Origin of the sequence: Bdellovibrio sp. GT3 (genome assembly GCF_037996765.1) — a bacterium.
Lineage (GTDB): Bacteria > Bdellovibrionota > Bdellovibrionia > Bdellovibrionales > Bdellovibrionaceae > Bdellovibrio.
Genome location: NZ_JBBNAD010000001.1, coordinates 118,306 through 139,218, shown reverse-complemented (window position 1 = coordinate 139,218; position 20,913 = coordinate 118,306). Strand labels below are relative to the sequence as shown.

The 20,913-nt window shown below is 47.0% G+C and carries 15 protein-coding genes; 4 read left to right on the top strand and 11 right to left on the bottom strand.

Annotation, left to right across the window (positions count from 1 at the left end; genetic code table 11):
* Window positions 1-257: 257 nt before the first annotated feature.
* Window positions 258-875, bottom strand: a complete 618-nt coding sequence (locus AAAA73_RS00545) for a hypothetical protein (RefSeq protein ID WP_340596192.1) — start codon at window positions 873-875, stop codon at window positions 258-260.
* A 173-nt stretch (window positions 876-1,048) separates the two neighbouring features.
* Here AAAA73_RS00545 and AAAA73_RS00540 point away from each other — a divergent pair, with 173 nt between their 5' ends.
* Window positions 1,049-1,831 carry a DsbA family protein gene (locus tag AAAA73_RS00540; protein ID WP_340596191.1) on the top strand — a complete coding sequence of 261 codons (783 nt, stop codon included), beginning with the start codon at window positions 1,049-1,051 and terminating at the stop codon, window positions 1,829-1,831.
* A gap of 131 nt (window positions 1,832-1,962) precedes the next feature.
* A complete protein-coding gene (locus AAAA73_RS00535) occupies window positions 1,963-3,729 on the top strand; it encodes a SpoIIE family protein phosphatase (RefSeq protein WP_340596190.1) in 1,767 nt (588 codons plus the stop codon).
* Here the strand turns inward: AAAA73_RS00535 and AAAA73_RS00530 are convergent.
* The 4 genes from AAAA73_RS00530 to AAAA73_RS00515 are packed head-to-tail and all read right to left on the bottom strand — an operon-like array spanning window position 3,701 to window position 7,900.
* Window positions 3,701-5,458: a hypothetical protein gene (locus tag AAAA73_RS00530; RefSeq protein WP_340596189.1), complete on the bottom strand. Its 1,758-nt coding sequence runs from the start codon at window positions 5,456-5,458 to the stop codon at window positions 3,701-3,703. The two genes, AAAA73_RS00535 and AAAA73_RS00530, sit on opposite strands and share 29 nt — an antisense overlap.
* Window positions 5,455-6,438, bottom strand: a complete 984-nt coding sequence (locus AAAA73_RS00525; protein WP_340596188.1) for a hypothetical protein — start codon at window positions 6,436-6,438, stop codon at window positions 5,455-5,457. Before AAAA73_RS00525 ends, AAAA73_RS00530 begins: the two co-directional genes overlap by 4 nt.
* A 2-nt stretch (window positions 6,439-6,440) precedes the next feature.
* Window positions 6,441-7,028 carry a hypothetical protein gene (locus AAAA73_RS00520; RefSeq protein ID WP_340596187.1) on the bottom strand — a complete coding sequence of 196 codons (588 nt, stop codon included), beginning with the start codon at window positions 7,026-7,028 and terminating at the stop codon, window positions 6,441-6,443.
* Entirely contained in the window at window positions 7,025-7,900 is an 876-nt protein-coding gene (locus AAAA73_RS00515; protein ID WP_340596186.1) for a tetratricopeptide repeat protein, read from the bottom strand. The genes AAAA73_RS00520 and AAAA73_RS00515 overlap by 4 nt, the downstream gene beginning before the upstream one ends.
* Before the next feature lie 85 nt (window positions 7,901-7,985).
* Between AAAA73_RS00515 and AAAA73_RS00510 the strand changes: the two genes are divergently transcribed.
* Window positions 7,986-8,600: a hypothetical protein gene (locus AAAA73_RS00510; protein WP_340596185.1), complete on the top strand. Its 615-nt coding sequence runs from the start codon at window positions 7,986-7,988 to the stop codon at window positions 8,598-8,600.
* Here AAAA73_RS00510 and AAAA73_RS00505 read toward each other — a convergent pair.
* Together AAAA73_RS00505 and AAAA73_RS00500 are read right to left on the bottom strand one after the other, a co-directional pair.
* Window positions 8,594-9,541 carry an OmpA/MotB family protein gene (locus AAAA73_RS00505; protein WP_340596184.1) on the bottom strand — a complete coding sequence of 316 codons (948 nt, stop codon included), beginning with the start codon at window positions 9,539-9,541 and terminating at the stop codon, window positions 8,594-8,596. The two genes, AAAA73_RS00510 and AAAA73_RS00505, sit on opposite strands and share 7 nt — an antisense overlap.
* Window positions 9,542-10,345 (bottom strand): motility protein A, encoded by an 804-nt coding sequence (locus AAAA73_RS00500; RefSeq protein WP_340596183.1) that lies wholly within the window; start codon window positions 10,343-10,345, stop codon window positions 9,542-9,544.
* 160 nt (window positions 10,346-10,505) lie between these two features.
* On the opposite strand from AAAA73_RS00500, the gene AAAA73_RS00495 reads away from it, so the two are divergent.
* Window positions 10,506-10,943 carry a hypothetical protein gene (locus AAAA73_RS00495; RefSeq protein ID WP_340596182.1) on the top strand — a complete coding sequence of 146 codons (438 nt, stop codon included), beginning with the start codon at window positions 10,506-10,508 and terminating at the stop codon, window positions 10,941-10,943.
* A gap of 4 nt (window positions 10,944-10,947) precedes the next feature.
* Here AAAA73_RS00495 and AAAA73_RS00490 read toward each other — a convergent pair whose 3' ends face one another.
* The 4 genes from AAAA73_RS00490 to AAAA73_RS00475 are packed head-to-tail and all read right to left on the bottom strand — an operon-like array spanning window position 10,948 to window position 20,912.
* Window positions 10,948-12,180 (bottom strand): hypothetical protein, encoded by a 1,233-nt coding sequence (locus tag AAAA73_RS00490; RefSeq protein ID WP_340596181.1) that lies wholly within the window; start codon window positions 12,178-12,180, stop codon window positions 10,948-10,950.
* A 3-nt stretch (window positions 12,181-12,183) separates the two neighbouring features.
* A complete protein-coding gene (locus AAAA73_RS00485) occupies window positions 12,184-13,545 on the bottom strand; it encodes a vWA domain-containing protein (RefSeq protein ID WP_340596180.1) in 1,362 nt (453 codons plus the stop codon).
* Window positions 13,542-14,735 (bottom strand): hypothetical protein, encoded by a 1,194-nt coding sequence (locus AAAA73_RS00480; protein ID WP_340596179.1) that lies wholly within the window; start codon window positions 14,733-14,735, stop codon window positions 13,542-13,544. The genes AAAA73_RS00485 and AAAA73_RS00480 overlap by 4 nt, the downstream gene beginning before the upstream one ends.
* Window positions 14,736-20,912: a hypothetical protein gene (locus AAAA73_RS00475; RefSeq protein ID WP_340596178.1), complete on the bottom strand. Its 6,177-nt coding sequence runs from the start codon at window positions 20,910-20,912 to the stop codon at window positions 14,736-14,738.
* Window position 20,913: the final 1 nt, after the last annotated feature.

The following is a 20,913-nucleotide window of genomic DNA, read 5'->3' as shown; positions in this document are numbered from 1 at the left end:
GAATCCTCCATCTGCTTGCACCTTGATTTGCGAGATCAAAGCGGAGAGCATCCTGCCCCCTATTACCTGTTGTTTCTATCGGTAGGAGTTCGTTAGAACTTGAGTCAATTTGAGGCGATTTTCGGAGACTTGAGGAGGTCTTTTGTTTGACGCTGGTCTCTGGTCAGAAAGTACCAGAGGCCAGTCCGGTCGAGGGAAAATTTTGCCGGTTTTTGTCGAACTCCCGAGGGGAATTTCATATTCAACCGGCGGAGTGATTACTTCTTTTTCTTCTTCTCAGCTTTAGGCGCCTCTGGGCGCTCCAAAGGGTTCTGTTCAAGCACGCGCTTTGCCAAAGATGATGGAGAATCCCCCACCTTCATGCCACGAAGGCTGCGCTCATTTTTTGCCTCTTTGGTCATTTCAATTTTTGCGTCGCGGATTTTCTCCAGAAGCTTGCGCTCAAAACCACCTTTTTTGGCATAAGGTTTTGCTTCTGCAACGTAGTTTTCCAAAAAGACAGCATAAGTGTTTTGAACAACAGGTTTCACACCTTTTGGATTCTTCAAAGCATCCACCGCTTCATCCACAAGAATCGTCATGGCATTTTCCCATTGATCCAACTCGTCCAATTTGGTGCGCAAAGGACCCACAACCTTATCAATCATGTCATCGGTGCCATCCGGGCGGGAAAACACGGCTTGAAGGGCTTCCTTCAAAGGAATGTACTTCTCATCTGCCATCTCCTCGGACTCCTGGATCTTTTCGTTGATGAGTTCATTCATCTGATCAAGATCTTTGGTGGCCAGAGTTGCGTAATTGGCAATCAGAGCAGCCTGTGCGTTAATGCAAAATGCGATCACGAATGTTGCTAAAATAAAATTTGTTGTTTTCATAGTTTCCAGTCTAAACACACGGAAACTTCACGCAAGTCCAATCACTTCATGCAGCATGGCAAGATTTGGGTACAGGACTAAAGTGCGGGTTTTTTTCCTTCCATCAGTCAAAAAACATGGCACAATGGGAGGGCTTTTGAGATTTAACAAATTAATCCTTTATGGAGGCGACATTGAAAGCATTTAAACTAGTAGCAGTTTCTGCATTGGCACTTTCCCTAGTGAACTGTGCTCCATCTGCAAAACAACTTAAAGAAGCAGTAGAAAAAGATCCAAGCATCGTTTTCGCAGCAATCGAAAAAGACCCTGAGCAATTCATCGAAGTGGTGAACAAAGCTGCTCAAGGTGCGCAAAAGAAAGCTCAAGAAAAAGCAATGGCTGAAGAAGGCAAAAAGCGTGACGAAGAGTTCGCAAGTCCTTTGAAACCTAACATCGAAGACGGCCGCGTTATCTTTGGGCCTAAAGATGCAAAAGTAACTATCATTGAATACACAGACTTCGAGTGCCCATACTGCGCGAAAGGTCACGCGACTGTTGCTGAAGTTATGAAAGCTTACCCTAAAGATGTACGCGTTGTTCTTAAGCACTTGCCATTGGATTTCCATCCACTTGCAATGCCAGCAGCTCGTTACTTCGAAGCTATTGCAATGCAAGACCATGCAAAAGCTGAAAAGTTCTATAACATCGTTTTCGAAAACCAAGGCGAACTACGCACTAAAAAAGAAGCTTTCTTGAAAGATTCTGCTAAAAAAGTTGGCGCGGACATGAAACGTCTTGAAACTGATGTTAAATCCGAAAAAGTTACTAAGATCGTAGATGCAGACATGGAAGAAGCTAGAAAATTCAACTTCTCTGGTACTCCAGGCTTCTTGATCAATGGCGTATCCCTTCGTGGCGCATACCCATTCTCTGAATTCAAAGACATCATCGACCGTCATTTGAAAGCAGCGAAGTAATTTCTAATCGAAATTAAAGCTTCAAAAGCCCACAGTTGGAAAAACTGTGGGTTTTTTTTTATTTGCAAAAGAACAATGATCTTTCATGATGGCTTTGCAAGGTTCCCTATTTGAACCTGCGGAGAATCTGGATGTCTTTAAAAGTTAAATTTCTTTTGATCGTTTCTATTCTTTTGATCGTCTCTTCGGGCACGATCTTCTTTCTAAATCGCGAGACTTTTCTCTCTGATAAAAGATCCTACGTCTACGCCAATGCCCTCGAGAGAGTTGACGGATTCAGCCAAACTTTTAATCAGGATTTCCAAACAAGTTTTGACCGGGTTCGTTCCGCACTTCAACTTTTTGATGCCTCCACACAGCAGTTCCCTGCCCAGGTGAAAGCTTTGGCGACAACCCAAAATTGGGGTGATATTGCCATTTTCATCCAACAAGATGGTTTCCCACTGCGTCTAATGGACGCTCTCGGAACACATATTTCCACCCCGGAAAGTGTCTCTAATCGACTGGCCGCTTTAACCGAGAACGAGATGATTGTGGAAAGCGATGTGCAGTCCCCCAACAAACTGCGCGTGCTATTTCGCCAGGGGGTATTCCGGGTTTATGCGAACTTAACCTTCCCCTTTTTTAAGAATCTTCAGGCACGCAACGAGGCCGGATTTTACAATGAAAAAGTCGGACAATGGTGGTTCCCCGCTTCCATGGAGGCCGAATTAAGCGGCGTCACCCCAAGCATTAAAAGTATTTTTCAACAAAATAGCAGCGGCGTGAAAGACATTGAAATTGACGGGAAACCACATCTTATCTCTTTTAAGAAGCTCCCCTATCTGGATGTTTTCGTTTTCGAGGTCTTTGATAAGAAGAGCATTTTCTCGGTACTTGATTCAATCATGAATAAAACGCTGCTCGCCAGCTTCATCATTTTGCTGATCGGGTTGATTGCCGTATTCATATCGATCGACAGCCTGACCCAAAATCTGCTGCGCTTAAACAATGCCATGAATGAGTTTTCCAAGAACGGATCTGCAAAACCTTTGAAAATTGCCAACAATGACGAAATCGGACAGATGGCAAAGGTGTTCAATTCCATGCAGGGCAAAATTGAGGGCCTTCTTCAGCAGACACAGGAAAAAGCTCGCATGCAAGCCGAGCTGGAGACGGCCAAGGAAGTCCAAACCACACTGCTACCCAAAATGAAGGTCGAAACGGATGCGTACTCACTCAAAGGTTACTATCATCCCGCCTCCGAATGCGGAGGTGATCTTTGGTTTCACAACTGCACTGAAGACAAGATCTTTGTTTTCATCGGAGATGCCACCGGCCACGGTGTTCCCGCGGCTCTTATCACCGCAGCCACTCGCTCCATCCTTTCCCTGACAGTTGAAGAAGGAGTCTGGAGCCCGGGTAAAACCCTGACCCGAATCAATCAGGTTCTTTGTGACGTCGCCAAAGGTGAAAAAATGATGACCGCTTTTGCCGCCACCTTGGATTTGAAAAGCGGAAAGCTGACTTATGCAAATGCCAGCCACGAACCTCCCCTTCTTCTGCCGCTGACCGAAGAAGGTCGGAAGGTGAAAAAGTCCGATATCACTCTTTTAGGAGATGTGAATGGAAAAAGGCTGGGGCACGAAAAATCATCGGCATATGAAGAGGCTTCTGTGGACTTCAAAACAGGACAAACTCTGTTTGCGTATACAGATGGTCTGACCGATGCAATTAATGAAAAGGGCGAGGCCTTCGCAGAGAGAACTGTGTTTAAACTTGCCGCGGATGCATCCACGAAAGGCTCACAACGAGGTATTCACGACCAAATTGCCAAACGGATTGCCGATTTCACCACTGGAATCGAACAACCCGATGACATCACATTTGTCAGCCTTCATTTGCGCGAATCTTGGTAACTTTCACAGCTCCATCAATAAGATCGGTCATGCTGATCGAACGATATTCCAAAACCGTCTCAACTCGCTGACAGATGCTTCGGCGAGTTTCAGCTGAAAGTTTCTGGGACGGAATCATTGGCATATCGCTCAATTCGCGTTCCAGGATCATTGATTTTTTCTCTGGAAGCGCATTGAGGGCTGCGACCATCAGCGCTCGCTGTGTGCGGAAGAAGGCTCCATAAAGTGCTTCCACTTCATAAAGTCCAAGGACTTCAGCAAGAATGTCCTGAGGCACCAGGGACACGTCATCAAATATTAAGATCGATCGACGCACTCTCTCCAGCTCTTCGGGATTTTCAGCTGCGAACATGGTCAACATGTTCACTTCTTCTTCCGGACTCATGCCACGGATAACTTTTGCAAGAACAGTGGCACCATGTACTTTGGGTTCCGGCTTCAGTCGAGTTTCGCTCACACGCTGCTTAAACGCCTGAATCACTGACTGCAAAACATCATGCGGAATTTTTTCTATTCGGGAAAGCTCTCCCATGACTCTGACTTTTTTCTCGCTATCAATGCTGGCCAGAATTCCAGCCGTCACTTCGGAAGGAGCATGCAGGCACAGGATGGCGATGTTCTTGGCGCTTTCCTTTTCCAGGATTTGTGAACGCTGGTCCTCGCGAAGCTTCAGGATAAAGTTGAATGGTCCCGCTTCATCTTCAGCCATTTCATGTTCAATGTAACTGCCCAGCAAAGCCCGATAGGTTTCCCGCACACCGGTCTCGATTTGTACTGCCGTCGGATCAGCTTTTCGCTCTTTCACCGAACGTCCCATTCGCGCCCAGGCCATCGCGGGGATTTCTGCAAACAAATGCTTTGCTGTATCCCATCCCATAAAGTCCATCAGATAAGTGGTGTTTTCAACAGCCCCCTCAAGACAATACTCGGCGATCGCACGCGACGCCATTTGAGGATATTGTGTTCCAATCTGAATGACGTGCTGACGAACACTGTCCAAACCAAGCTCCCAGACCATTTCATCTGGCTTGGCCGAAACCGCCGCCGGCACCACGTCCGCCGAAGGTTCTGGAGTTGCTGTAACAGGTTCCTTTTCCGCCTGTGGCAAAGGTTCCTGGTGGGCATATTCGTGATTTTCGTTGATCTCTTTTTTCGGATCAGCGGTTTTTCTTTTCCACAAACCGAACATCAATCCCGCAAGGGCCAGCAACGAAAGAATCACCACCAGCACCCACGTTTTCCAAGTAAGCTCTGGAAGTTGCTTTGGTGGTTCCTCGACCTTCGGATCCAAAGGTAATTCGATACGGCGAATGGCCACCGAATCCCCGACAGCCGAATCCAAATGCAATTTGGAAACCAGCAAATCCCGAATCACTTTTTCCACTTCAGGGGATACATTGCGTGACAAGACCACACTGATTTCAGTTTTTGCCTTCATTTCATGAAGTTTATTGGCCGCCATCGGAGCCACCGGAACATCACCCATCATGGGCATTCCCGGCAGATACTGCAATTCCGCCTCTTTATGAAACTCCTTAAGCTTTTGTTCATCACGATCCAAATCCACAGATACCACCACCGTGTATTCCGTTGGACGCAGGATCGTATTCAATACAGATCTGGCTCTGATTTCATACAGATTTTCCAGTGACCCGATTTCCTCGATGTACTGAGCCTGCGCTCCCCATGAAGCCAGAACAACCGAGAGTACTAAAATAACGTGCCTCATTTCGCGCCTCCTGAACTATTCAATAACGAAACCGCCAATGTTTTTGTCGCGGCATAACGGGTCTGATTGGATATACGTTGAATTTCCGAGCGATACTTGTCTGTCATATTCAGTTCCCGAACTCCGACAAGAAATGCATCATCAGCTTCCTCCACCTGACCGGAATACTTCAAAAGCTGATGAAGATGACCGCTGATATCTGATTTGATTATAGAGTGACGTATCACCAGTTGTTTGAAAATCATGGGCTGAAACCGTGAAGGAAAGGATTCGAAGCCGACAGCCACTTCGTTCCATAGTCCTGCCGCGGCCTGAGCGTCCCGCATCTGTCCAATCAATACAATTCCCTGATAGGGGTCATTCTTGGATCTCAATTTTTCGCGGATGATCTTAAGTCCCTTTTCAGGCAAGGGGCTGATACGCATCAAGGTTTCCCCAACGATATCACGCTGATTTCGCAAACCCTCAGATGTTGCCACCGAGTAGTAGTCGGACATCTTCTTCACGACTGCTTCTGGCAGGGAATCAAACTTCAAAAGCACCTTGGAGGCATAGCTTAATGCCTGGGCTTCCGGTCCCAATGCCGGTCGTTCCCGTTTCGCCATTATGTATTCAGCAATAGAAGACTGCAGTTCCTGCAACGCTTTCTTTTCATCGGGTTTCCAGTCCATCTTGGTCACATCAAGAACATAAATGCTGGCTTGAAAGAACGATGCGTTTTCCGCGACAGACTTCTGTAAACCAAACATGGAACTCAGCTTTGCAAAGTCATTTGCTTTCCAGGCTATTCCCACAGGAGAGTCCATGTGCGTTTTCAACTGCATTCCTGCATTCAACTGTGCCGCTTTAAAAATCTCCATCCCATCGTGGTGAACCACGCCCGTTTTTGAGGATGTCCGTGCTTTGTTTAAGTAGTAGCCACCAATTCCAGCAAGACCAGTCAAAACAATTCCAGATACTAAAACTTTTGCTTTATTCATAATTACTCAAAGCCAACAAAGCGCAGGCCGGCGAAAAGATTCATAAATTGATAACTCACACTGTCTTCATCACTGGAGCTGGTTAAGCTGGTTCCCACAGACACTTGCCCCACCAGGAGCAAATTGGACATCATCGGAATTTCCACACCACCCCGCAAACTGACATCAAGTAAGGAAGCATTCAGCTTATCAACAGCCAGATTACTGAGACCGAAGTTCATCGCAACAAAGGGAGTGGATCGCCAAACTTTTGCTTGAGTCCTGCTGTCCAATACAGTTCGCATGCCATTAACACCAAGAACATAGTATCTGGCACCCACGGCAATTCGAGTGAATGGCATTTGCAAGCCTGCCGCCTCAGTGATTTCCATGAAGGACAAAGTCATCGCGGTATTGATGGAAGGATTATTCAAACTGTAATTCACTTCCAACGTGGTGGAGGATTCCAGCGATTTGGCACTCTCCAAACGCGCGAAATCATATTGTAAGCTGGTCAGCCCCATACTTACATCCCAATCAGACGTCAGATACGCCCAGGATGGACTCGATATGAAAAGTACCAGCAGAATCCCCCACAGTTTCAACATCATCTTACCTGTGTTTCTCTGTTTCGCTTTTCGATCTCAACATTTGAAGCTGGATATCTCATCTCCGAACCACTTTTTGGCAACGGCTCCATGCCAAGACGTTTATAAACATCAGACAGGTATTGATAAGCGACTTTATTATATGGATCAATTTTCAGACAACGCTCCCAAGCCACCTTCGCGCCCTGGAAATCCTTCTGCAAATATTTGATGGAACCTTTAAGCAACCAGGCATTGTTGGAGTATTCGTCCATCGTGATTGCCTTATCCACTTCCAACAACGCTTTTTGATAGTCACCCTTCATGATCGCTTTTTGACCTTGAAAAATAAGTCCGACGACTTTCTCACTGCGATCACGATCCTGGGTTGGCATTCCTCCCGATAACCGCGGCGAAAACAATGCATCCTTATAAAAGGAGGAAGTGTTTTCCAAAAGAGCCACTCGCAACTTCAGTTCAGCCAGCTCTGCCAGCAGGTCATCCATCTTTTTATCTTTTTTATCTTCAGGCTTAGGAGGTTGATCCTGTTTCTTTTCATCATTCTTAGCCAGTTCTTCCGCTTTCTTTTCCTCGTCAGACAACGGATCCAGGCGAGCTTGCACAGCGATACTTTCGCCTTCATTCACTTTCACCATCACTTCTTTAGTGCGATAGTTCTGCTTTTCAAATATCAAAAAGAAAACATCACCGAGCTTCGATTCCTCCTGAATATTCAGCGGAGAAATTCCCAGTAGTTTTTTTTCGTTGGTTTGTATATCCTTGATGTAAATCTTTGAACCCTGAGGATAGGATTTAATGGAATACTTTCCGGCGCAGGCAGAAATAAATGCCGGCAACAGAATAAGGAACAACATTTTAAGTTGTCTCAGAAACATTTCCATATCCTCCATGACATGCGAAATTAGACGAAGTGGCCCACAGATTTCATTCTCCTAAGCAGAGAGGAAAAAAACATATTCTATGAAACCATTCTTCACCTTGGTCCTAATCTTACTGTTCGGCATTGTTTCGCAAGCGGGAATTCAAGCTCCCATGCTCAGAGCAAAGCTTTCCATGTTCAATACGACCGTCACTGCCGGCGAACTGGTGAAAGACGAAACATTAGGCTCGATGATGACCATTCAGCCCACGCTTCTTTGGGATGTGCCATCGATGAACTCGCGCCTGGGGGTCCACTATATTCTGGATATTAATAGCAAATACGGTGCGACTCCAATTTCTGGAATCGGGCTCAGCGGCTACTACTACTTTCAGGGGTTATCATCAGTTTACGAAATCAGTCCCGATGAAGTCCTGCTTCAGAAGTCCCGGCCTGGACTGTACACTTTTGCCAGCTTCACTCCGGTTAACTTCAATCTGAATAAGCTTGATAAGTCGGATCCGAATCAATCCTTCTCATTCAGTGCCCTGGTCTACGAATTTATATTGGGGGCGGGATTTGAGTATCCGTTGAAGCCAAACACTTTACTGTCTTTTGAGCTTTCAATGAGAGAGGGCTCCTCAGCCTCGAATGACCTGTCAGTCAAGTATTCGGGATTTGGAGCCTCATTTGTCTTTTCGACTTCTTATTACTGAGCTTTTTCCTCGTACTGCTTGGTCTTGTTTTCCAAGGCCTGGATTTGTTTTTCCAGTTTTTGCAGCTGCTGCTCTTTGCGTTTTTGTTCCGATTGCTCGCGATACTTGCGCTGTGCCTCATCAAAGCGAGCTTTCGCCAACTTCATTTTGTCCTGAAGTTCGTTCTCTTTCTTCTGGCGCTCGATCTCTTCTTTGTTGAGTTGCTTTTTAAACTGCTGCTGCTGCAAACGGTACGCTTCTTCCGGATCCAGCAGTTTCACCTGAACAACCACGCGACGATTTGCGGCTTTTCCGGTCTCCAATGAATGCCCTTGAGCATCCTTTTCAGCAGCAATCGGGTGCGAGGAACCAAAGCCCACTGCAGCAAGAACGTTGGAACTCAAACCACTTTCCTCGAAATATCTGACAACCGAGCTTGCACGCAAGGCCGATAACTCCCAATTGGATCTGATCACCGTGTTTTGCATTGGATCTGCATCGGTGTGGCCTTCAACGCTGATTTTCTCGACGCTTGGAACGGATCTCAACGCCGCCACAACCTGGCGTAAGGACGGTTTAGCCGCCTCTTTCAACTCGGTCGCTCCGGATTCAAACAGGACATTGCCTTCGAACTTAAGTTGCAGGGTGTTGTCTGATCCTTTTGAAATCTCAACACCTTTCATTTCACCAGAGCCCAAAAGGGCTGTTTTCAGCTTCTGTTCGGCTTCCAAAATGGCGCTGATTTCCTTGATATTACCACCAAAGTACTTGGCCACCTCTTTACGAACCAAATCAAACCGTGTGTTATCGAACCGTGACAATGAATACATCAAAACAAAGAACCCGAATAACAGGGTCATCATATCCGCATAGCTGACCAGCCAGTTGGATTCGTCGTGATGTACTGCATGTTCATGATCGTCATCCGAGTGGCGACGATGCTTGTTTTTGCGTGCTCCCATCTAGGCCACCTTTTTCACAGTCCCTGCTTCGCCCTCTTGTCTTTGTTGCGGTGGCAGGAAGGACTTCAGGTATTCACGAATAAACATGGGATGTTTCTTTTCATGAATCAGCAGAACACCTTCCTTGATAATCTCACGCAAAGTCAAATCGGCCTGAGAAACACTGGAAAGCTTTTCTGCAATCGGAATTAAAATAAGATTCGCTGTCAAAAGACCATAGAAAGTCGCCACCAGGGCCGTTGCCATCGCCGGACCGATACGATCCTGGGCACCAGGCTCTCCGAGAGTTTGCAACAAGGAGATCATACCCAAAGTCGCACCCAACAAACCGAACGCCGGTGGAAAGCGGGAGATCGTCTGCCATACTTTGATCTCATCACCGTCACGCTTCTTCTTACCGCGAACCGCATTGTGCATGATTTCGTCCAGCTCTTCATAATTGAAGCCATAATCGACCAGAAAGTTCACGCCATCCTTCAAAAATGGATGATCACTGGGCTTCATCATTCCTTGAATGGATTTTGCCTCTTTACGGTAGGCTTCAGACAGGGTCACGATTCTTTCAATGGTTTCATTATAGTTAATTGCACGCTCGCGCCCGAAGTACTTGCGCGTGACAATTTTAAGGGCGCTCCACAAGCTTTTAAAGTTAAAGCTCATCAAAGCGACAGTGATGGTACCACCGATAACCAGTGCGATACCGTGTGGGTCTGCAAATATCTTTGGATTCTTTGCACTGTCCATAATTGCAAATGCTGAAATACCAACAGCAGCAATCAATCCAAGTAGTCCCGCAAAGTTCATAGTGCCTCCAAAAGCTCATACGAAAAATTTACTTACTAGATCGTGAAAACAGAGTGAGATCTGAACTGTACCTAGGCTTAGATTTCAAAAACTTCTCATGATTGGTTTTTCCGAATGGGAAGTTCCGATTTATACTAAGAGCAAGAGAAGGGTGAAATTCATGACAGCAGCCATTACATTCGTTTTTATCGCTATTTGCCTCGTCGAAATCGTACTGATCACCCGCGAAGCTCGCCGAACACCAACGAACACTTTGACGAAAACACCCACTGCCCTTCCACACAATGAGGTGGAATTCCTCTCTGCCAAACTGAGCGAAACCACACAAAGGCTGGAAGATGCCCAACGCGAAATCCAAGGCATCAATGTTCTTTGGAATAAAAGTCTGCAAACTGAGCATAAGCTACGAGCAGATCTGGAAGTGGCCAAAGTGCAGCTGACTTACCTGGCTCAATCTCTGCTAAAAGCAAAAGCGAACTCACCACAAACAGCTTATTGGTCAGAAGATGAAAGATCCCCGGAGCTGCAAGCCCCGGCAAAGCGCGAGCTCCGGGCATTCAAGACAACCGCTGAGCTTGCACAAAAAGATTTCATGTAATCATTTACTTGCACTCAATGACGGAGTATCCAGCTCCGTTTTCCAGGTTTGCCGCCACCAAATGTCTTTCTCCGGGCAACACCACCCACGCCTGCTGCTTTGATAAAGATTCTTTCAAAAGTCGATCATCTATCTCGTAGCTTTGTTTCACGCCTTCGCCATTAACATGAGTCAGTAAGAAGCGGTCAAAAAAGTAGTAACTTTTAAAGCGTTCTGCAATCCAATATCCGGAACCATTTTTTGACTCATCCAAAGCATAGTCACTGCGAAAGCCCAGAGGCTCCGCCGTCATAAAAAACGCGGGATCTTTTCGGTTGTTTTCAAGGTCCGCCAACTTGTATTGCTTCCATTGTTCAGTGCGATCCAAGAGTCCACTCACCTTGACTCCAAACACACCCTGCTTGCTGATGACAAAATCAGAACCGCCTTCTTTCGGCACCGACAACGTGACCGGTTTCAGCTCGATTTTATCTGGCGCAACCCGGTACAGGTTCAAAGTTCCGTTCATCCCGGAAGTGAATCCCATCAACCCTTCATCCACCCTCATCCGGGCATTGCGGTTTTCACTGAGTTGAGCACATTGTCCGACAGCGAGAGCACTGTCAGGATCCACCACCATAAGTAAATCCGGAGAACGCCCCACTTCCTTGGGAATATAGTCCGTCAAGTGGCGTAAATCATAGAAGCCAACCTGACCTTTGGAGTTGGTAAGTACGATATTGTCACGATTCACCCGTTGAATACGGACATCATCACCCCAAGTTCCTGTGCATAGTCCAAGATTGGATTTCTCCAAAACCTTGTTCTTCACTACATTGACGGCCACCACCTGGCCCAAGCCATTACGCACGAACGCCCACTCTCCGCTGGTTGCCGCAAGCTCAAAGTTCGCATCGCCTGAGTTCTTTAGTGAACTTGCATTCCGGCCGTCCAACTCCCAATAAGGTTGGTAGTCGGCTGCGAATCCCATTTTTCCGACCAGCCAGGCATCCCCGTTTTTATTCAATCCAGCAACGGCAAACTGTCCGTCACTATTGCGATACATATGCGTGAGCAATCCCATTGGCTGATCGCCGACTTTCAGCGCTCCGGAATACCTGACCTGACACTGCAACGGTGTGCCGGCACTTGGCGGCAGATTTTCAAACACGGTCACGAACAGCAGCATCAACGAGAGAAATAGTGCAAGCCCAATTGGAATTTTAATAAGCAGCGGAAGTTTTTTTATTTTGTTCATTTTTTACTTCTTATCTTTCGGACATTGAAGCTTCACGACTTCTTTATTTGAACCCATGATAACATCCTTAAATACGCATTTGTCATCCACCCGAATCTCGTAGACCCCTTTACCCAGGACCAACGGAAAGTTCGTAACATGATTTCCCGTCATGACTCCTCGGTTACCAAAGACATAAATACCCCGCACCAGGGGATCCTGAACATAAGCAACTCCCGCTTCTTCAAGATTTATCTCGTACTTTCCATTTGGAACGATCAGGTAGTCATTGATGATCTTTTCATAAAATGGATCTCGATAAAAACGCAGACTCCATTTTCCAGGTGGCAATCCGACGGTCGTGTCACTGTTGAATCGCTTGACCACTTTTCTATTCTTATTCAAAAGCTCAACTTTCATAAGACCATCGATAAAATTCGCGGTGAATTGTCCTTCGCCTTTTACTTTCAAGGTGACCTTTTTATTTGGTGGCACCACGAACTCTTGAAACCTGTATTTGGGCTTCAGATTCACAATGGCATAGTACCGACCCGGAGGAACCTGAATCCCGTAGGAAGACTGAAAGCGACGATAGATTTCATTGGGAGTTTCCGCCCGAAACAGCATCACCGTAGCCTGAGGTTCCGGACTATCCACAAAAAGGTTCTTGTTGGGATTTAAATTCTTGTCCAGTTCCTGAAATAGTTCATCCAGTTGATCTTCATTGTCCGCCTGGTGCATGTCGCCGATACACTGCAGCTTCTTCAGAGTGTCCTCCTGTCCCTGAAGACCGAAAGCAACCACAAAGAACTTCACATCGACATTCTTGTTTTTGAATTCTCTGGCAAGCTGACATGGGTCTTTACCACATGTTTCCTCTCCATCGGTGAAAATAACAATCCGCTTCGGACCATCATATTTTTCCAAGTCCTGGTAGGCGGCTTTCATCGAGTCATAAAGTGGTGTCATGCCAACGGCATCCATGCCCTTCACGGTGCCCTCAATCAGACCCAACTTGGAATTTCCCGGTGGAATGGCAAGGTAGTTGTCCTTACAATCTTTTTTGCGCCGGGAGCCGATCACTCTCATTCCACTGGAGGTTTTTTCGGTCCATTGGGACACCAAGTATCGGGACAGGAGCTTCTTCATCACAAATATTTTGGTTTGTTTGCCCGTCAGAATCTGTCCCATCGAACCTGAGCTGTCGATGATGTACTCTACCAATGGTGTGGGATGGTTTTCCAACTCACTAAGGTCGGCAGTGCCTTGCTCTGTCACGGGTACATTGACCGGGTTGAAATCAAGTTTATCCAAGGCCTCTGACGCCACAGCATCCAAGCTGAAAAACACTGCTAAATAAAAAGATAGAATCGTCTTCAATATCATCTCGACTTCATTATATTGCTGATAAAATCATCCAGGCGCAGTCCCAGCATAATCTTAATGTATGACTGACTTTCATTGTAAGACTGTCCCGGAGGAATATCGTAAGCCCCATCGGTTGCATTCTTAACATCTCCGGAAAACGTAACTTGAGATTGCGACATCCCATAGCTGACATCCACAGAATAGCGTTTCAGCCAGGGAATGAACGGCACATAGAAAAGAGCGGTGGCCCCGACCTTCAGTTCCATCAATGTTCCGGAGGAACTGGAACCGCGGCTCACCTCGCCATCGGAGACCGAATAACTTGGGAAATAGTTCATATCGAAGTAAACTCGATTGAAAGCCCAGCCAAATCCCTTTTTTGTTTTAAACAGATTATCTGAAAACAGATAATGAAAATTCGCACCCAAGCCCATGCCCGAGGCCTGGGAAGAAACGACATACTCATCCTCATTGGTTGTATCAAACTTGCTGCTAAGTGAAATCAACTTCAAAGTCGGACGCAATTCTTTCCAAACAGGAAGCAGGCGATAGTGCAAAGCCATTCGCGTTTCCTCGGCGGTAGTAGGTCGATCCTCCCGGTAATATGACTGCAGGGGAATATTTGCACTGGAAGTTTGGTATTCAATTCCATAACGCCAGAACATATCCACATACCAAAGAAAATGCATCTCGGTGAATTTATAGTCGTAAATCTTGTATTGGTTGGCTTGATTCGGCGACTGACTTTCAAAATGCCCCTGATTGGAACCCATTTCAAAAACAATATATCCAGGCTCATAGGGGTCCGCTTTTTCAACAATGGGATTGTCCGGCGGTTGCGGGAAAAAAGGATCCTCCGGAGCCGGCTTTAATTTTGACAAACTGACAACCAGGTCACGGACTTTTGGAATTTTCGTGATCGACTTGCCATCCATCACCACTAAGAGTTCATTGTTTTGAACCGTCTCTGCATTGCCACGGGCGATTACTTCGACATCATCCCCTTGCACACGCAAAATGACGACCAGCTCCCCGACGCCCACCCGGTTGCTTCGAGGTAAAAAAATCACATCGTCCGTCACACGACGAACGGGAACTGCATTTTTTTTGATGAAGTCGATGTTGATCCAGCTGCTGGCTACAGCCAGCTCACCGAGGCAAAAAGACATCCATGTTGCCGTCATTAGACTTAATAAAATCCGTTTCATCTATTTTGCTCTGAGGACCTTTCCTTTACTTCGGCTAATCAATAAGATCTGCCCTGATTCATAACTGGCTATGCTGGCAATCGGCACCTGAACCGCGCTGACATAAACCCGGTTATCATTCAGATCAATTGTAAATACCTGATTGGCCCCTTCCATCGTTCCGATCAAAAGTCGATCGGAGGCACGTATCGCCAAACGACGACCGCCGCCAGGCACATCAAAGACCGAAGCATTCAGCTCGTTCACACCAATAAACTGCATAGTGCCAGTGGTTGGCGTCGTGGAAGCACTATCAGGGAAGGTTACGACTCCCCCGGTTCCACTAAGGAGTGCGTAAACACGATTGGTGACGGAGTCATAAACTATATCCGACGGCTTGCAGTCCTCGTGTCCCGCAACGCCATCAAAGACCGACAGATTCGCAACCAATGACGGAATCCCACCACTGCGTGCTGGCGTGACGTTAAATACGAAAATTCGATGCGCTACCGAAGGCGTTGTCTGCTGAGTCGTCACATAAAGACGATCAATGGCGCGATTCAATGTCATGCCCGTGATTTTCGCAGTGCCAAAATTGTAAACGGTTTTTGGCGCATCCGGCGTCAGATAATCATAATGCAAAACCGTCTGGGAATCTGAAGCATAGAACACATAGGCCGAGTCCATGGATGCTGTGATTCGCGAGTCGGAGTAGTGCGGACTCGTGTAGAGTTGCGTTGGGCAATCCCCTGAACACTTGTTATTACCACTCAAAGTCAGAGTGGTTAAATCACCATTCAGTATATGCAACGCCTCTGTGGTCAATCCGAACGGTCCGTTCCTTGCTGGTTGCACTGTCATCAACATGTCATAACCCGTACCCAATGGATTGATCGCCACTCGACGGGTGGAGGTGCCGCTTAACCATGGCAATGCTTCGGTAAAATTCCACGGTGGGATGGTGATGGTTCCATTCGGCTTCGAGACCACGCCATTCACACTGAGCAGATCCCACAGAAAGTGTTTGATAAAGGCTCCGGATAAGTAGCTTCCATATATAATCAGGTGATCTTGATAGCCAGTTCCTTGCGCGATCCCATATGGGACCTCACCACTCCAAACCACGTTCTGCGGAGTTGTTGCTGGTAGTCCCTCCAGACGAGCATTGGCTAAATCGAAAATCGATTCCCCAAGCAGGTAGGTATTCTTGACCTTGACAGTCCAACTGCGCGACACGACATAGTTCCCATCCGTCACGTCCACACGGACGGTGTATTCGCCGGCGGTTTTGGGACCAGTGCCGTCAATATCCACGGAACCATCCGTGTCTGACGGTTTGAATGCAAAGGTCGAACTTTCATCGTATTTCAATACATCATTCACATACCAACGATAGAAAACCGTATCGTTGGTATTGGGATCCGTTGCGCTGACTGAAAAGCTCAAGGTCGTTTTTTCGGATAACAGAACCGAATCTCCCGACGGAATCACCGAATTGATGACCGGAGACTCCTCGAATGGAGACAACGCGTTTTGAACTTTTAAATAGAAGTGCGCGGAATCCAAATCACCTGTCACCGTATCTTTGACCTGAACGCGAACCAAACTGCCTGCACCATTTATCGGCGTCACATCCATTGTATGATTAGGAATCCAGGAAATCACACCGGTCAGCGGATCAATACAAACACCATTGGATTCGCCACACGCTCGTGGCGCATTTAACAGGGAATATTCCAATGGGTTTTTTTGCGAATTATTAACCAGAACCTCATATCGGAATGGGTAGCTGTTCATACTGGCTGCCGCTTGCGGCATATAGTGTACCGGAACATTATTGATATCCACGCGAGGACTCAATAGGAATACCGGTGCCACGATGGTCAGTTGCAATGGTGATGAACTTAAGGCTTTAGCCAATGCCACACTGTCACGATCCACGTCCCCGTTGTCGCTGACATTCAATTCGGCAGAGTAAACACCAATGTGACCACGCTGAGGGCACCACTCCATTTGGTACTTCTGACGAAGAATCCCCGCGTTCAATTCTGGTGAACCCACCGGGGTGAATTTCGGAATCGCAAGATCCGTATTTAAAGCGTTACTCACGAAGCAGGGGCTCACATTGCGATTGTTGACGTAGGCCGGATCGTAATTTGCCACTTCCGAGGCAAAAGTCGTCGTCGTCGCATGGCAGATATAAGGATCTGCTGAACCCGGGTCCAGGGTTGCATGCTGCAATGGATTCCCATTGCTGTCGCGACAAATCGAAAGCTGAGTTGAGAACGATCCACCCTGTGGGGTGTAGGCGTCGTTGTCGTACAGATAAAATTCTTTCTTCACGTAGGTATCTGCAAATACCCGCACCTGATTGTCAGGAGCCATCTGTCCAATGGAAGGAATCTGATTTTTATTGGTGACGCGAACTTTGTAATAACCATAAATTGTCTGCGTCAAATCCGGCGAGGATTTTGCGTCGTAAATTTTCATTTTGACGACAAAACCTGCAGATCCAGAAAACTGTTTTGACTCTTGATCTGTTGGCATCCACGAAATTCTGGCCGTGGTTTTGCTACCGGCGGCGGCGGTCAAATCCTCGACTTTATCAACACTCACACCGAGCCCCGCGGGCCGCGGCACCCAGGTGCTGGTTTTCAAATCATACACCTGCGGTTCCAGTTCAAAATTTGTGGTCTTTAACTCAAGTCCCTTGTTGGTATCTTTTGTATAAATATTGTAGTAGCCAGCGATACCTTCATCAAAAGATCCCAGATTTATAGGATTGCTGGTTGACGCTCCCACGCCTGCTGCCTGGTTATTAAATGAGGCATCCGTCAAGATCGAGGGATGATTGATCTCATTTACCACCAATGTGATGTTGGTGGTCCAATTGGTCTGCGATGTCCAGGTATCAGGATTTCCTTTATTCATGATTTCGTACACGGTCAACTTGAACGAGAATGTCCCCGACAAATCCGCGGTCACTGGTGTGTAACGAAGATAACACTTATTGGTATTAAAATACTTGCGACCCGAGCTTGGATGAACAGACAGGAAATTCGATCCACTGACTGGCACGCAACGGTTGCTGCAGGCTGTTCCCGCGTTACCCGGATCCCGACACAAGTCCCAAGTCCCTGTCGGGGCTGTGCCTGATACCGAAAGATTAAAGGAATAAGTATCCCTGCGATCATATGGATACCAATAGTTTGTAACTGCATAAAAAGGAGATGGAATCTCAGAGAAGTTATCCGAGACCTCAATAGCCCCATTGGTCAGCGGTACACCTTCGGAAGCCTGAACAATCGGATCGGTGATCAGTTTTGAAACCACGTTGGAATGGGAGTAAGAATAAGTCACCGTTCGCTGCGCCGGCGATCCGATATTGTTGGTACGTCGAACCCAGATACCATTGACTGTCGCAGTACCGGCATTCATGGTAACCGCATCCATTGTCTCATACAGAGTGCGATTGGTCGTCATGAGCTTGGTACCTGCTGGCAATGTGAAGGCTGCCGTCGTATTTGTACGACTGAAGTTTACCAATCCATCCATATCAAAGGATGCAGGGTTCCTTACAGTCAAGGTTACCGCCGCCGCGGGCAATGGGTCCACGAAAGCATTGATGGCATTTACTGTCGGCTTTTCACCATCCAGTGCACGTACTGTGAAACGTTTTGCAATTGGTGTATTAAAATTTGGTTCAACGTTTAATGAATTGGCATCATAGTTCGTAAGATTCGGTGCTGCCTTCGCAGTGAATGGAAATCCAGCTTGATCCGCAGAAGGCGCCACATAGGAAATAGATAATGGTGAGTTCGTCGGAAGCACTGTATACAGTCGCCATACCGGTACTGTGATGGTTGTCGTTCCAATCGGCATTATAACTGCTCCCGGAACTTCAAACTTCACACTATTCACAAAAGGTGTGCCGGTGAATTCTGCGGTTTTTACGATAGTACCCGCAGGAATGGTCACGGCCGCGGTGGCCGTTGCCCGAGAAAAGGTAACCATCCCTTTCAAATCAATGACCGCAGTGTTCGTAACACTCAGGCCGCCTGGATTAGCAGATTCAAAAACTGTGACTTTACCGGCAGGGACATCGGTTGTTTCCGGAACGACCGGAACGTACAACAAGAAGTCCTGCGGCTGCACCACGACATCGTAATGTGTTTTAAATTTTTGCACGTAACCGGCGACTGTTGACGTTAAAACCGTGCCCTTTTTGATCGTCGTTGCCGCCGTCGGTCTGCCCGTTCTGACACTAGAGCGTTCAAAGATGACGTAACCAGCTCCGCCCCACCAGTCTGATTCCCAGCGACCACGAATACAAAGTGTACCCGAGTTTTTACGATAGGTCGGTTCGGTTTGAGTGATGTTTTGCTTTAGCAACATGGGCTGCGTCGAACCGCAGTCCATAACTAGTTTCAACATGTCATAGCTGTTATTGGCAGCAAAACCAAAGGCTTCGACCCACAATGCACCGCCGTCACGGTCGGAACTTGAATAGTTGGAATTTGCGCCCGCCGATGTATGAAGAAGTGTAGTGTTCACATCACCACCACCCAGGCAAGGTTTGGTATTTCGATCTTGTGATGTGAAGGTTAAGGTCACTGCCGCAGCCAATCCCCCGTGATTGTCCTTGGCAGAAACGATGAATGTTCCCGTCTTCGCAGCATGAGTGGGTTTCCAATCGTAGGTATAGCGGATACCACCGGCAATGGCTGTTTCCGAAACCTTGGTCATGTTCGAATTCAGCGTTCCGGCAGTGGTGATCGACACCACATCGCCAGGTGACGGTGTTGGTGTGATCAGATTATCAGGATCGACGATATCAAAGTAATAGCGATAAATCGGCAAACCATCGGGCACTTCATTGGCACAGTAGTCGTACTCATAGGGATCATTATTGACGACTTTCGCTCCTGCAACCCCATCAACCAGATAAGGAGCAGAGTTGTTTTCTGATACGGCAAGATTCAATGTGCCCACGGTCAGTCCCAGGGATTCATCTGTGAAAGAGAGCGCAACAGTAGCGGATCTTTTCAAAGCGTCACTGTTGGTGGGAGTCCACCTCAATTCAACTTCATTGACGTTATCAACTTGGGCAGGTGCCACAGCACCATTAATCGTGATGGGACCAGAGCCGTCGATAGGCTCCAAAGAAACAGACACCTTTTCATTGTCAGGATCCCGGTAGCTGATCTTACAAACCCATTGAATATTTTCAAGAGCCGCCAATGCGCAGGAATGAGTGTATTCCGGACGTCGATTGACATTATTAACAAAGACATTCCAATTGATGCGAGTGACCTTGCCGCCGTCAGAAAAGATGACGGACATTTGATAAGGATTCAAACGTCCATGCTCGAAATTGGGAATCCATTTAACCAGTCCATCCTCGCTGGCGATCGGCTGATTTTCAAAAGCCCACGCATAGAACACTTCGTCTCCGTCAGGATCCCTGGCGGCGGCGCGCATTTGAAGGGTTGCCATTTCATTTACATTCTGATCAATCTGCTTGGTCGTCGCCTGGTCATCGACAATCGGTGGACGATTGTCGATGTTAAACGGAAAGGGTTCTGCGGCAATATCGCCGTTGCCATCAAAATCAAACAGTACGTTATGACTTTCAAGCATCGTCAAAAATTGCACATCGGTGGAAAGACCGTTACGGACAAAGCGATACAGAAGATCCGGATTGAAGTCTTTGGCAATGGCAAACATCGCCATGCGCTCTTCACGGAATTTCTTCACGGCTTCGGTAATTTTTAAAACCTCGGCATGGGTGTAGGAAGTCAAAGCACGGTTGGGATAAGAAGACAGAAGCGAAAACACCAGCGTCGAATCCACATCGACTTTGTTCACTACATCAGGGAAGACAATCGCATACCACGGTGTCGAACGATACTCCATGACGACTTTGGCAACTGCCGATGAAGTCAATGCCAGATTCTTAGGAAGAATTTTACGGAATTGATCGGGTTTTTCATCTGTGGTCATGTCCAGAAGGTTGCGGGTTTTATTTTCAGCCGGAACATATTCTGCCAGATACAACGAGTAGTGGTCTTCACCCACGACATTGACAGTTCTCATATCCAGCAAAATCAGTCCACCCGGAGGAATGACAATAGCTGATGAGGAGCTTGTCGATTCAAGACAGCCCCCAAGCATCACTGCAGTAAGAAATACTAACAAG

Coding starts and splice junctions, on each gene's coding strand:
- AAAA73_RS00480 (WP_340596179.1), bottom strand. CDS start 14,735: ATGAAACGGATTTTATTAAGTCTAATGACGGCAACATGGATGTCTTTT.
- AAAA73_RS00535 (WP_340596190.1), top strand. CDS start 1,963: ATGTCTTTAAAAGTTAAATTTCTTTTGATCGTTTCTATTCTTTTGATC.
- AAAA73_RS00545 (WP_340596192.1), bottom strand. CDS start 875: ATGAAAACAACAAATTTTATTTTAGCAACATTCGTGATCGCATTTTGC.
- AAAA73_RS00500 (WP_340596183.1), bottom strand. CDS start 10,345: ATGAACTTTGCGGGACTACTTGGATTGATTGCTGCTGTTGGTATTTCA.
- AAAA73_RS00530 (WP_340596189.1), bottom strand. CDS start 5,458: ATGAGGCACGTTATTTTAGTACTCTCGGTTGTTCTGGCTTCATGGGGA.
- AAAA73_RS00485 (WP_340596180.1), bottom strand. CDS start 13,545: ATGATATTGAAGACGATTCTATCTTTTTATTTAGCAGTGTTTTTCAGC.
- AAAA73_RS00525 (WP_340596188.1), bottom strand. CDS start 6,438: ATGAATAAAGCAAAAGTTTTAGTATCTGGAATTGTTTTGACTGGTCTT.
- AAAA73_RS00505 (WP_340596184.1), bottom strand. CDS start 9,541: ATGGGAGCACGCAAAAACAAGCATCGTCGCCACTCGGATGACGATCAT.
- AAAA73_RS00510 (WP_340596185.1), top strand. CDS start 7,986: ATGAAACCATTCTTCACCTTGGTCCTAATCTTACTGTTCGGCATTGTT.
- AAAA73_RS00495 (WP_340596182.1), top strand. CDS start 10,506: ATGACAGCAGCCATTACATTCGTTTTTATCGCTATTTGCCTCGTCGAA.
- AAAA73_RS00520 (WP_340596187.1), bottom strand. CDS start 7,028: ATGATGTTGAAACTGTGGGGGATTCTGCTGGTACTTTTCATATCGAGT.
- AAAA73_RS00490 (WP_340596181.1), bottom strand. CDS start 12,180: ATGAACAAAATAAAAAAACTTCCGCTGCTTATTAAAATTCCAATTGGG.
- AAAA73_RS00515 (WP_340596186.1), bottom strand. CDS start 7,900: ATGTTTCTGAGACAACTTAAAATGTTGTTCCTTATTCTGTTGCCGGCA.